The 13,279-nt window shown below is 33.1% G+C and carries 9 protein-coding genes; all 9 read right to left on the bottom strand.

Annotated features, from left to right (window positions below):
- Positions 1–151 precede the first annotated feature (151 nt).
- Positions 152–2,188 carry a hypothetical protein gene (locus VOI54_RS17415; protein ID WP_326284540.1) on the bottom strand — a complete coding sequence of 679 codons (2,037 nt, stop codon included), beginning with the start codon at positions 2,186–2,188 and terminating at the stop codon, positions 152–154.
- 302 nt (positions 2,189–2,490) lie between these two features.
- On the bottom strand, positions 2,491–4,095 hold the full coding sequence (locus VOI54_RS17420) for a chondroitinase-B domain-containing protein (protein ID WP_326284542.1): 1,605 nt from the start codon (positions 4,093–4,095) through the stop codon (positions 2,491–2,493).
- A 175-nt stretch (positions 4,096–4,270) separates the two neighbouring features.
- The gene (locus VOI54_RS17425) at positions 4,271–4,549 is read right to left on the bottom strand and encodes an EF-hand domain-containing protein (protein ID WP_326284543.1); all 279 of its coding nucleotides are present in this window, start codon (positions 4,547–4,549) and stop codon (positions 4,271–4,273) included.
- Between the two features lie 59 nt (positions 4,550–4,608).
- Complete coding sequence (locus VOI54_RS17430; protein WP_326284545.1) at positions 4,609–5,214, bottom strand: hypothetical protein; 606 nt, start codon at positions 5,212–5,214, stop codon at positions 4,609–4,611.
- Positions 5,215–5,240: 26 nt separating this feature from the next.
- The gene (locus tag VOI54_RS17435; protein ID WP_326284546.1) at positions 5,241–5,582 is read right to left on the bottom strand and encodes a DUF5017 domain-containing protein; all 342 of its coding nucleotides are present in this window, start codon (positions 5,580–5,582) and stop codon (positions 5,241–5,243) included.
- Between the two features lie 16 nt (positions 5,583–5,598).
- Positions 5,599–7,224 (bottom strand): RagB/SusD family nutrient uptake outer membrane protein, encoded by a 1,626-nt coding sequence (locus VOI54_RS17440; protein WP_326284548.1) that lies wholly within the window; start codon positions 7,222–7,224, stop codon positions 5,599–5,601.
- Between the two features lie 17 nt (positions 7,225–7,241).
- Complete coding sequence (locus VOI54_RS17445) at positions 7,242–10,370, bottom strand: SusC/RagA family TonB-linked outer membrane protein (RefSeq protein WP_326284550.1); 3,129 nt, start codon at positions 10,368–10,370, stop codon at positions 7,242–7,244.
- Positions 10,371–10,737: 367 nt separating this feature from the next.
- Positions 10,738–11,751, bottom strand: a complete 1,014-nt coding sequence (locus VOI54_RS17450; protein WP_326284551.1) for a T9SS type A sorting domain-containing protein — start codon at positions 11,749–11,751, stop codon at positions 10,738–10,740.
- Positions 11,752–12,246: 495 nt separating this feature from the next.
- Positions 12,247–13,279: T9SS type A sorting domain-containing protein (locus VOI54_RS17455; RefSeq protein WP_326284553.1), on the bottom strand; the 1,033-nt coding region annotated here is incomplete at its 5' end.

The following is a 13,279-nucleotide window of genomic DNA, read 5'->3' on the forward strand; positions in this document are numbered from 1 at the left end:
TCGACTATATGTTTTCATTCATAGCCTGGCAATAGTAAACCTGCCAAGAAGTTTTTAACTGTGTAAAGCATATACAAATTTTAATTACTACCAACGATGTAATTAAATTAATATAGTCTTATTCAATAAATACCGAATTCTTATTATTATTTTACAAACTACCATAAAGTGCTTCTCTAGTTTTTAATATGGCATACACTTGTAATGGTTTAGACTGGTAATGTGTTTTCCACAAGCATTCTTTTACCTCCGGATTAAATTTTGCCAAATAAAAATAGCCTTCTCCTGCGCTGTATATCTTTTTAGCCTGCTCTTTACCTTCTCCATTTATAGAAAGAGCGAACCGCCCATTACCTTGGTACATATTAACTACCGAATTGGCATAATAACTTACAATATCATCACTTAAATATCCATCTTCATATAGAAACGTAAATACCCTGCCATCCATAGAGCCATGTCCTGAGTCTTCTGCTCTCATGTCTGGCGAAGGATAACCTCCGGCTGCATAGGGATGGGTTAGAATTTTCTTTCCATTCCTTTCAATTACAAACATGTATGATTTAATATAATCCATATTATCTATAACAATTTGCTTTAAACGGTTTGCATAGTCTTTTTCAACGTCAAGCGCCTTATAAGCTTCTGCTGCATTTTGCTTGGCCAGTATCAAAGGCAAAATGCGATTAAAATAGGGATGCATCCCTATTTTTTCTCCGGAAAACACATCGCAGGTTGTATAGACTTGTTTCTCCTTTGGAACATAACCCTCAATAACCTTATCCCTATCTGGATGATCTATATATTCATCAATATAATAGTCAAAAACAACTTTTGATCTTTCAAGTAAAACGGTTGCTATTTCACGATATTTCATTCCTTTAAATCGCTCTAAATCACCTGAATATACCTGATTCCAAATGGTTTTGTTTTCAGCAATAGTTCTGGCACATACCGCAGGCCATACCGCGCCTGATGACTGAGCTGCTGCATTACCAACACCTATTTTGTCCTGATCGTCAAACCATCTAACATTATATTGCGGCCAAACCGGCGGCAAAACATCTTTCACTCTGCCTTCGGCTAGCGATATTCCTGTTGCTAATGGAACTTTAAGGTTGGGGTGAATGTCATTTCTAGTCAAATAGCCGCGTTCACAACCTTCAATGGTTCTATTAACAATTGCAATATCATTGGTCTTTTGGTATAGCCACCGTCCTATACAAGAGTTATAGTAGTTATCAAAATTTCGATCAAACTTTGGTAGTGGTATATTAGAAATATAGTAATCTTTAAATTGATTTAACTCCTTTCTTGTTATGGCTCCATCAAAATTTACTTTTAAATTCTTAAGACTTACAGATTTACTATCTCTATTAGTGTTTTCTATAATACTTTTTAAGTTTTGGCGATCGGCTATATAATCCTTGAATGCGTTTAGGGGCATGTTGCGTAAATCAGGTAATACATTTTCGTTTACATGACCTACCCCTACGCTTTTGAATAAATGGAAATTGTTCTTATCTTTTGCCCCTCCTCCGTGACTAAACATTCCAAAGCTTGTTTCCGGGTTATTCTCTATATTTTGAACATTCCAGGAACATGTTACAGCATATTCAGGATTGTCTTTTTTCATCATTACAAGGCGAATCTTATTTTTTAGATGTGTTACCACAACCCAAATATCAGTATCTGCTCGCCCTATCATAGAAAAGGGAGTTAAATATTCCGGCATCTTTTTACTTGGGTTTTTTAAATCTACCAAGGTGATGGATTTTAGAATACTCACTTCATAACCTCCAACTCGTAATCGTATCCATCTACGTCTATCGGTTGGAATTTTGGGATAACAAAAGTTCATCAAAATGGCAAGGCTCTGACCTTGTTTAAGCGTTTCTGTTCCGGCTATTGAAATGCGTTTGATTGCCTTTTTAGCCAATAAATCTTTACCTTTCTTCTTATTTGCTTTAGCAGACTTTAACCATATACCATCAGCAGTATATACTATATCTTTTTTAGCATTATCATCTAATATCAATACATCATTATCATTGGGCGATAAACTTGATAGCGATATAAAGTTAAAGTCACTAAATGCTTTATGTGTTTTTTGTGCGCATGAACTAAAAATGCATCCAACTGCAAAAATTGCAAGCATTTGTAATTTCAGTTTTTTTAAAAATTTCATTCTTTAATCAATTAAAAATTATTTAGGTTTTTAGTATTCGTTGTTTATTGCTCATCTTTATTAAGTAACCAAAAAAGACATATGATATACCTAATTTCAATCTGCAGTGAGATTAATTAGTTCTACTTACTATTTTGAGTACATTTTACAGGTTTATTAAAATCGAGCTTTACCAAATAACATCAAGATATCGGTAAAAGCACAAAAGAAAAGAAAGAAGTCGACCAAATAATACCTGCGATAATAATGACAGATAAAAAGTTAAATAAATCTCCTAAACCTTCAAAATTAATATCTTTTAACTATTTTTTCTTTTTATTCGTACTTAGTCTTTTATTTATTACTTCCTTAAATTTTTCCTGAATTTCCAGAGATAGTTTTCCTGTTTTAGCATATGTCCCCGGTATTTCATCTAAATCATCCGGACCAACATCTTCCCAACTTAAAGGCTTGCCTTTTATACCTTCATTAACAAGTTTTTCAATATCTAAGTCTATACCTTCAATATCAAATAATTCTTTTTTAAACTGTGAAAGTTTATAATTACTTATTTCTGATTGTAAATTAAAGTAATCTGTTTTTCCTTTAAGATTAAGTTCTACAATATCGACCCCATCTATTTTAGTATATGTTATTTCCGAGTCCTGTCCAAAAGCTACATTGTTATTCCATTTTATATTCCTTTTATTCATAATTATACCTTTTATATTAAAAAAAGTATAATCCCTATGTTTTTTATTAACAAATACATTTCCTGCTAAGTATATATCTCTTGGTTGTTCAAATTTTAGATTCTTTTGCTTACAATATATTTTTCTTCGTTCAGCCAGTGCTTCAAAGTTTATGGCATACCCATTATTATTAACAAAAACATTATTGATTATTGACGAATTAAAAAACAGTGCATGTTCTGATGCTACTGCACCACTATTTAAATATAGTGCCGCATTTCCTCTAGAGCCTAAAGTTGTAGGTAATTGATAATAATTACACGCTATAATATGATGGCTCCCCCACACAAACATGCCGCCGTATTCATATTTTTCATCATTACCTATAAAAAAGTTATTAATGGCTATCTGCTTGTCTCCATGTCTAAAATTTAGCGTTCCTCTACAATTCTTAATAGTATTATTATAATAAACATTTTCCATCGACTTACTTGTTATTATCTCTGCTTCTGAATCTTGTCTTTCAAAAACATTATTATCTATTAAACATCTCCCATAATCTGAACGCCAATAACCTACACGAATCCCTCCTCCCGCATTTCCGGGTTTTTTGGGGTTGGAAAAATAGCAATGATCTATTCTGTGGTACATAGGGATTCCTACAACAGAAGGTTTTTTCTTGTCTTCTGGTGTAACATTGTTTAGGTTTATAACCTGATCAAAGGTTATCTTTTCTGTAAAAGAGCAATGATCTATTCTACAATATTGCGGCACTTTACCTTCTTTGGTTAAAGAGGTTGTTATGTAAGCAGAATTGGCTTGATCAAAGGCATGAAAAGCACATTGCGTAACCCTGTTATAGCTAGCATAAATGGCAACTAACCCTGGACCATGAGTTTTCCATTCTTTAGGGTTTCTATTCCCATTTTTAAAATAAATACCATCTAATATAATATGTTCTCCCCTCAATTCTACCTTTACGTCTCCTATAAAATCAACTTTTAATCTGTTTTTCGCTTTTATAGTAATGGGGTTGCTTTTTGTTCCAGAATTATGAACAATCAACTTTATATCTTTATAATTACCATCATTTAGTACAAGTATATCTCCTGGCTTTAATTGGTTTAGTTTATTTTGGATTTCATGCACAGTTGACACATAAATTTCTTTATTTTTTTGTGCATTTATTAGCCCTGAAAACAAACTGAATAGCCCATACAAGATTATCTTTTTCACACGTTTAAATTTTAATGATCATAAATGATAATAAACAAAGAACGTGCACAACTAGTCGCTACGCGCGTTCTTCTTTTAAGGAATTTACAAGTAAGTAACACCTAAATTTCTTAATGCTCGTTTCATAGGTATTTATTCATACTTCTTATGATTTTTTCTTTTTCTTCTTTTCTTGTTACGCTTTATTTTTAAACTCTTCCATAGTCACCAAACCATTTGAGTCTGCATCATAACGTGCATAAGCTTTTTCTAACTTTTTTGCTGGTATTTCCTTTTTTCTTTTCTTGGATTTAAATTCTTCTAATGTGATAGTTCCATCATTATTTTTATCAAAACCCTTGAATGCTTTTTCAGTTTTTGATTTCTTTTTTTTCTCAGTTTGAGCTTGAGCTGTTAAACAAAAAGTAAATAACCCTAAAGTTAATACACTTATTTTTAAAGTTTTTGATTTCATAAAATATTATTTCAAATTATTAAAAGTAAACTGTGTTGAATGCTGATACCATTACTATATTATTCAACAACCGTAATTGTTTGTTCAAATACTTGAGAGGTTAATTCATTGTTTTCAAAGTCCCAATGATTAACAAGTATGGATACCAAATATTCTCCAGGAGTCTCATAAAAATATTCAAAGGTCTTGTTGCTTTCTTCTATTTTTTTAATCTCAACACCTTTGTCTGGACTTGTTGGATATTCATTGGTTGACAAATCTAATGGCGGCATAATTAACCAGTCCTCATTATCTTCTCCTTTTTTATCTATCCCCATAAATACGGTTCCAGAATCGTCATTTTTACTTTTTCCTAATTCCCATTTTTGCTTTCCAGCTACATTTACCACAACAACATTATTCAAGTTCATAAAACTCTCTTCAACAATATTGAGGGTTCTGTTATCTTGTAATAAATTTGCTTCTATTATAAAATCTGTTATATGCCATTTCCTTTGTGCATTACCTGTAGCATTATACCTAAATGCAAAATAGGTGTTTTCTCCTGTAATACCATCTAAAGATATTTTTCTGCTTATTTTCTTTGTTTCCTGAGAATCATTTGCTTCGGTAGCCCAATCCATTTCGTTATACATTGGATGACTTACATCATTGGTAGTTAACACTTCCCAAGTAGCTGATGATGGGTCTCCTAAGCCATCATAATCTGTACTATAAAGTAGGATACAAATGCTTCATTAAAATCTCCTTTTCCTTTGTTGTAAGTATGAAAACTTAATTCTGGAATTGAAGCTTCTACAGCTAATCTTTCTCTATGCTCGTATTTAAAACCAAACTCTCCTGAGTATAATGTAACCAAATCTGGATTATTTGAAATTGAAAACTTCAAAGCTTCTCCTGCATTTATAGTTGTTTCTTCAAATTGAACATTAACATTTGGAGTTTCTGTATCTTTAGAACAAGCTACAATAGTTATAAAACTAATCACTAATAATAGCTTTAGGTTTTTAAATATTTTTTTAGTTTTTTCCATAATATTTTTTTTATAATTAATAACCTGGATTCTGCGTTAAAAGCGGATTTAAATCTATTTCTCTTTGAGGTATTGGATATAAAACGTTATGTGGCTGTATATTTCCCCAAGCTTCGCCTTCAGGTTCTTCTCCAATCAAATCACTTACATTGCCATAGAGTAATCTCCAGCGTAACAAATCCCAACGGCGTAAACCCTCTCCTGGTAGTTCTCTGGCTCTTTCATCTCTTATTAAATTTCTAAAATCTTCTTGACTTAACCCCGAATAATCGAAATTAAAACCATCATCTTCATTTGTCACAGCTCCTTCTAAAGCCCACTTCACTTCATAGGTTTTAAAAGCGCGTCTTCTAATTTTTGCTAAGCTTTCATTGGCTAATGCATTACGTCCAGCTCCGTTAACTTCATTTTCGGCTTCTGCATACATGAGCAATACATCTGCATATCTAAGTGCAATAGCATTAACACCTGTTTGATTAGGCGTATAAATGCCATTACTTATTTCCTTTCTGTATGATGAAACAATAAAGTCTCTAAGACTTGTTTTAACTGTTCCATCTGGATTCATTCGAGGTACTTGAGTACCATCAAATCTATAGGCAGGACAATTCCAATGGTATCTGGAATCTACAATATCAGGATTATAACCTACACCATCCTCACCGTAAATTTTCCGTATATTTGCTGTGGCTCTTACCAGTCCACTACCACCTCCTACGTCACTTGCTTTTTCTCCATTAGGGCCTTTAAATGATTTAATGCCATTAAATGTTCCTATTCTACTTCCAAAATCTGGTTCTCCCTTGGTATATTCAATTTCCCAAATACTTTCGGTAAAATCATATACATCATCTCTGGCATTTAAAAACACCTGATTATAATTTTCGTGTAAATCATGGTAGTCTGTATCTATCAATTCTTTGCTAGTACTTGCTGCCAATGCCCACTTGGATGCATCGTTTAAAGGTGCTCCTGCCATAGTAAGGTATACACGGGTAAGGACTCCTAAAACAGCATTTTTGCTTGCGCGCCCACCTTGCTGTAATTCACTTAACCAAGGTATATGCTCCTTGGCAAAATTTAAATCCTCAATCATAAATTGATATAGCTCAGCTAAATCTGCCCTGGGTATACCGAGTTCATCTAAAGTGAGAACACCTTTAACCAATGGTACTTCTCCATAAAGCCTTGATAAAACAAGATATGATACAGCTCTAACAAATCTGGCTTCTGCTAGAAATCTATCTTGTTTAACTTGACTAAACGTAGCATTTTTGGGTAGGTTCTCTATAATTAAATTAGCGGCATGTATGGTTTGATAGGCTTCATTCCAGGTACGTGGTAAGTTTCCTATAGAACTCGATATGTTTTTATAATTGGAAAAAATATCAAAAGTGTCTCCAAATTTACCGCCATAAAAAGCAATATCAGTCCCCATATCGACACTCATACTCAAATACCAACCATAAAGATCTTTTCTGGACAATTGATGATACAATCCAAAAATACCAACTTCTGCCTCTTTTTCGGTTTTATAAAAATTTTCAGGTGTTATAATAACATCTAAGTCTTCATCCAAAAAATCATTTTGGCAGGAATTTAAAACTCCTAAAAGGATTAATAATTTTAATACACTTTTCATTTTATTTTTTTTTACACTTAATATTTAATTCTTATTCCTGCAGAAATTGTTGTAGACGTAGGATACGCTCCTCTATCTACACCTTTAATCAACCCTCTGTCTGCCGCTCTATCTGTATTAGCATCAGGATCTGCACCAGAGTAATTTGTAAGCGTCCAAAGGTTTTGAGCCCCCACGAACACACTTGCCGAACTTAGATTAATTTTTTGCAATAATTCTTTAGAGAATGAATAACTTAAATTAAGGGTTTTTAACCTTAAGTAACTGCCATCTTCAATAACACGATCGCTATAAAAAAGATCTTGATTACCACCAGCTCCAAAAAATTCTGTATCTGTAAAACCAGGGTCTATTAACACTCCATTTTCATCTTCGACTCTTGGTACAAACCTATTCTTTACCGTGGTATATTGGTTTCTACGGGAATCTAATTTTTCAAGTTGGTATCTGGCAGCATTAAGTACATCATTTCCATAACTCCATTCAAAAAAGGCACTAAGTTCTAAATTTTTGTATTTAAACCTATTCATAATCCCCCCAAAATGTATTGGGTTTGAATTACCTATGACCGTTCTATCTGCCGAACTAATAATACCATCACCATTTAAATCTTTATATCTAATGTCTCCTGGTTGAGCTCCTCTTAGGGGAACAGGAATATTTTGTTTAACAGTATACGAATTTGGTCCAGTTCTATCAAAGCTATCGTAATTATAAATACCATCCCAAACATAACCAAACATACTTCCTACTGGAAAACCTCTTTTGACAATATAAGCTTGAATTCTTTCCAGACTGTTTTCGGTACCTCCTCCAGAAAGACTTCTTGAGATAAAAAAGGATTCTTGCCCTCTAGCAAGGTCTAAAACCTTATTCCTGTTAAAAGAAATATTAAAATTTGTGGTCCATGAAAAATTCTTGTTGTTTATGTTTTTTGTAGAAATAGAAAACTCTAGGCCCTCATTTTGAATACTTCCTATATTTTCAAAAACCCTTCCAAATCCTGAATGTGCCGATATGTTAGCATCCAATAGTAAATCTGTGGTCTTCTTTTTATAGTAATCTGCTTCTAACTGGATTTTATTTTTATACAAACCCAATTCAAAACCTATATCCAATTGGCGCGTGGTTTCCCATTTTAAGCCTTTATTTCCCAAAGTAACGGGAACAGCAGCAGAAACAATCTCATTATTTATACCAAAGCGGTTTGGGCTTAATATGGCAAAAGAATCATACGGATTTATTCTTAAATTACCTGTATTACCAAAACTAACTCTTAATTTCATATTGCTTATAGCTGATATATTTTTTATAAAAGGTTCGTTAGACAACCTCCAAGATCCAGCAATCGATGGGAAATAAGCCCATTTATTCCCTTCTGCAAATTGTGATGCACCATCTGCCCTGTAAGTTGCTGTTATATAATATTTACTTTTGAAATTATAATCTAAACGCCCAAAATAGGACTGTAAAGTTTCTTTTCTATACAGTGATGATGGACTTAATGCATTTGTTCCTAGTCCTATATTGTTTATTATTGATTCATTAAGAATTGGAAAGTTACGATTTGTTACCGTTACTCTATCTACAGTTTCCGATTGCTGCGAGTTACCTAACAGAGCTGTAAGATTATGTTTTTTGTTAAATACTGTGTTATAGCGTAACAAGTTTTCATTCACCCATCTCCTTTTTTTATCGTTTCTAATTCTTACTTGTCCGTTGGTTGCCAATGCTACTCCTCCAATTTCTGTTGGTAAAGATACTGTTCTCTGTTCTGTATCAGTTTCTATGTTTCCTAATTGGACCTCAGCTGTTAAACCTTTTGCCAGCTCATATATAATATTTGCACTTACATTTAAGTTTTTAGATCTTCTAACACTTTTTATTGCAAAAAGCTGCACTTCTGGATTTTTAAATGTGATATCATCTTCATCTTCATCAAATATGGAACCAAAGTAGTTATCTGGCACAAATGGAGGGGTTTCCAATATTCTCTGAAACAATCTATCTGGCTCACCATTATTAGCTCCTTCTGATTCTTTTAAGCTATAACTGGCATTTAATTTTAATTCTAATTTATCACCTACTTTTTGAGCTAAATTAATTCTACCTGTTACACGCTTAGCATTACTGTTTTTTATAACTCCTCCTTGATTTATAAACGATAAGGAAGCTCTATACTTTGTTTCTGAATTTCCTCCTGAAACACTTATATCATTATTTCTGAATAAAGCTGTTCTAAATATCCTGTCTATCCAATTTACTTCTTCTTTATCTGACAGATAATTTGCAATAAATTCTTCTCTATTGGTAAAAGCACCTGGTTTTACATCGTATTGATAGCTTGCAAATTCCGCTAGGTTAAGCATTTCTGGATATCCTGATACAATACCCTGCATACCAGACACATGTTTATAGTCTATTGATGCTTTTCCTTCTTTTCCTGATTTTGTTGTAATTAAAATCACACCGTTAGCACCTCTGGCTCCATAAATTGCCGTTGATGATGCGTCTTTTAAGACCTGTATGGTTTCAATGTCTTCAGGGTTTATTGTAGATCCTACTTCTGTGGTTCCCAACGGGAACCCATCTACAACATACAAAGGTGCATTGTTTCCTCCTAAACTTGTTCCGCCTCTAATTAATATATCCACTTCTCCTCCAGGTTCGTTATTAAAGTTAGTAATTCTAACCCCAGCCATTCTTCCTTGTAAAGCCTCCTCCAAATTAGCGACTGGCGCCTGCGTAACTTCTTCTGTCTTTACCGTAGAAACAGCTCCAACAATATCTGCTTTTTTATAGGTACCATAACCTATAACAATAACCTCTTCCAGATTATTCATATCCGGTTCTAATGCTACGTTAATAATATTTTGATTTCCTACCGGTACTTCTTGTTCTATCATACCAATATAAGACACAACAAGAATATCACCAACCGAGGCTTTTACAGAATAATTACCATCAAAATCTGTAATTGTACCTGTTGATGTTCCCTTTACCAAAACATTTACTCCCAATAAAGGCTGGTTTTCTTCTTTATCTGTTATTATACCAGTAATGGTTTTTGTCTGCGCTTGGATTATTAGAATGTTAAAAAGTAGACATCCTAAGAGCCCAATAATTTTTGTTTTTTTACCTTTCATTTTAGTTTATTAATTGCGAGGTCTAATGTCACAAAAGAAAATGATTAAAATCAGCAATTTTCATTCAAAAAACATTAAATTTCATTCAACATTCTTATCATTCTCTAATTACGTTAAATTTCAACTATACATATACGAATAGACCGTACATGCTCTACTTATATTAAGCCAACACTTTACTTTTTAATAAAAAAATTAATTATTCTTTTCCTTATCTTTCGTGTTATGGTGTTTGTTCATGACATTCTTATTAAGAAATACTCAATTTCAACAAAAAAAGATGATTCCTTTCTCATTCTATAAACAAGAAAAGAATCATCTTTTTTAGTATTGATTAGCTTAAAAAAGCATTTTTTTAATTTAAGATTTAGTCTATAACTATTTTTCTAACAGCTTCTCCTTCTTCTTTAGATCTAATCTTTAAAAGATACAAACCTTTAGGTAAATTGTTTACATCTATTTGATTAGTCGTCGTTCCTTGATACACCTTTTTTCCGGTAACATCAAACAATTCTGTATTTTTAATATTCTTCACACCAGCTATATTTAAAACATCATTAACCGGATTTGGGTACAATTTAGTATTAGCAACACTAACATCTTCATTTGATAATAATGATCCATCTCCTTCGAAATGGGCATGACTAATAAAAAAAGAACCATTATGAACACCACCAGTATTAACACCTGATCCTTCATATTTAAACGCTATGGTTAAACTCGGACTATTGTAAACAGCATCAGACAAATCTAAAGTAACTTGACTGTAAACATCATCATTTACATCTGGCTCAGGAAAATCACCACTTGTTATATGTGCCGAAGGAACTGGAGTCCAAGTAGCAGCACTCACTTGATCCGTACTGTTAAGCGTAGCATCATCATCAGTGGTATCTGCATTATTATAATCTGTAGAATACATCAACGTGAATTTTGGCCCATCAGTACCATCACTGGTTGCATTTTGTTGTTTTGCCCAAAAGCTTAAACGTTTATTAGTTAAACTTGGATAATCCCATTTTAAAGTTTTTAATACACCCCACACTTCTACAGCATGGTTATTGTTACTAACTCTACCTGTTAATTTAAGAATACGATTTCTATAATTCGTTCCTGCATTTACCCCATCCATATACCTATCGTTATCAGTACCATCATCATCATCATCATTATCAGCAAGAACAGTTCCACCAGCATCTTTCGGAAAATCATTAACTGCTTGAAACAACTTATCTCGACTTTGGCCTTGATCATCAACAAATTCCACTATCAAACCTCTAGATCCTGTATTATAACTCTTTTTAAAATCATTATACTGCACTGTAGTTTGTGCAGAAATGACTGTTGTTATAAATAATAATGATAAAGTAATTTTTTTCATAAATTTGAATTAAATAATTAATGTTAGTTTATTTTGAATATTGTTTACTGGAATTCCATAAATTAACCCCAATCAATATTTGGCTAAATTAAAAAACAATCAATCTCATTATTATAATAAATTGACCAAGTTTTATCCAAAATCATTCAAAAACACCAATTTTCTTTTAAAAACTGAATGAAAGGATTACCTCCTAATTAATACAGTAGCCCCTATTATGTGTGGAGTTATTGTTATTCATGAAAACATTTTAGCTTATAATAGACAGTAATTCAATGACGAAATTCATATGTTCTGCCATGCATAATGATAATAAAATAAAGATTAACATTAATCTGGAATTGTTCTAATACCAGATCAACCAGAGCATATAACATAATTGCTTGTTTGTTTCTCCTCTTTTCTTTTTACAACTTTCATAAAAAAACAACATAATTTTTATCTCACTTTATAATTCATTTGGTAATTCAAAATGCACAACGACATAATTATTTTTTACTTCAATACAATTTTATTTACCAATAAAGTAGCTCCTTCTTCAGACTCCAACCTTAATATATACAAGCCCCTGGAAAAACCAGACATATCTATACTTTTAGTATAGCCGTTACTGTAAACCGATTTACCGGTAATATCAAAAATGCTTACATGCTTTATTCTTGAATCTGCATTTAAGTTAATAATGTTCAAAGTATGCTTTACCGGATTGGGGTAAATGGACATACGCTTACTTAAATTATCTTCTACAGATAGAGCAGCTTTTATACCAGTATAAATTTGAGAGGCCAACCATAAGTTTCCATTTCTATTGGTAGAATTACTATAAGCTGTTTCACCCGGGTTGGGACCATCTGCACTGGTGGTACGCTTTACAGCCATGGCAAAGTTTGTACCACAGTTAATCCCTGACAGGTCAACCTGTATTAATGAAAAAGCATTATCAGTCCCAAATGCCGCAGTTGACCCCACAGTACTTATCAACCCTGAAGGCACTTCCGCCCAAGCAGGCCCTGTTCTGGGATCGTCTCCGGTATTTGAATTTCTATACATCAATACGTTTTGGTCATCCATATTATTACCTCCGTTTCTAAAATTCTTAGTCAAGGTCAAAAGATACAAGTATTTGCTCCCTCCTGCACCGTCATATTCTGAAAGATTAACACTGTTGGCAACAACCCAAAGGGTACCTTCTTGATTTGCTCCGCTAAGTGAAGATTGTAACCTAACACTTTTAGAATAATCGGCCGTAGTCCCACTAGGAAAGTTAGTTGCAGGCCTTGTATAACCTGCCTCTGTATCATCAGCAACCACAGTACTATTCGTATCGTTGTTCATTGTTCCAGATTCCAAGGTAAGTGTATAACCGGAATTATTAACAAACCTACCATCTTCATGGTAAATCAAATCATCTCCCAACAAACCTGTTGTGTTTGCTATTTCAACTACTTGTGGACCGGTGAACATGGGACTCAACTCTTTACTTATTTTTATTTGCTCTCCTCGAAACCACTGTGCGCCTACTTCTCCT

The sequence above is a fragment of the Alterotamlana spongicola genome, assembly GCF_035818475.1.
Taxonomy (GTDB): Bacteria; Bacteroidota; Bacteroidia; order Flavobacteriales; family Flavobacteriaceae; genus Cognatitamlana.

What these genes read in the sequence shown, in the direction of transcription:
- VOI54_RS17450 (WP_326284551.1), bottom strand. Translation starts at nt 11,751, where the DNA reads ATGAAAAAAATTACTTTATCATTATTATTTATAACAACAGTCATTTCT.
- VOI54_RS17425 (WP_326284543.1), bottom strand. Translation starts at nt 4,549, where the DNA reads ATGAAATCAAAAACTTTAAAAATAAGTGTATTAACTTTAGGGTTATTT.
- VOI54_RS17445 (WP_326284550.1), bottom strand. Translation starts at nt 10,370, where the DNA reads ATGAAAGGTAAAAAAACAAAAATTATTGGGCTCTTAGGATGTCTACTT.
- VOI54_RS17415 (WP_326284540.1), bottom strand. Translation starts at nt 2,188, where the DNA reads ATGAAATTTTTAAAAAAACTGAAATTACAAATGCTTGCAATTTTTGCA.
- VOI54_RS17440 (WP_326284548.1), bottom strand. Translation starts at nt 7,224, where the DNA reads ATGAAAAGTGTATTAAAATTATTAATCCTTTTAGGAGTTTTAAATTCC.
- VOI54_RS17435 (WP_326284546.1), bottom strand. Translation starts at nt 5,582, where the DNA reads ATGGAAAAAACTAAAAAAATATTTAAAAACCTAAAGCTATTATTAGTG.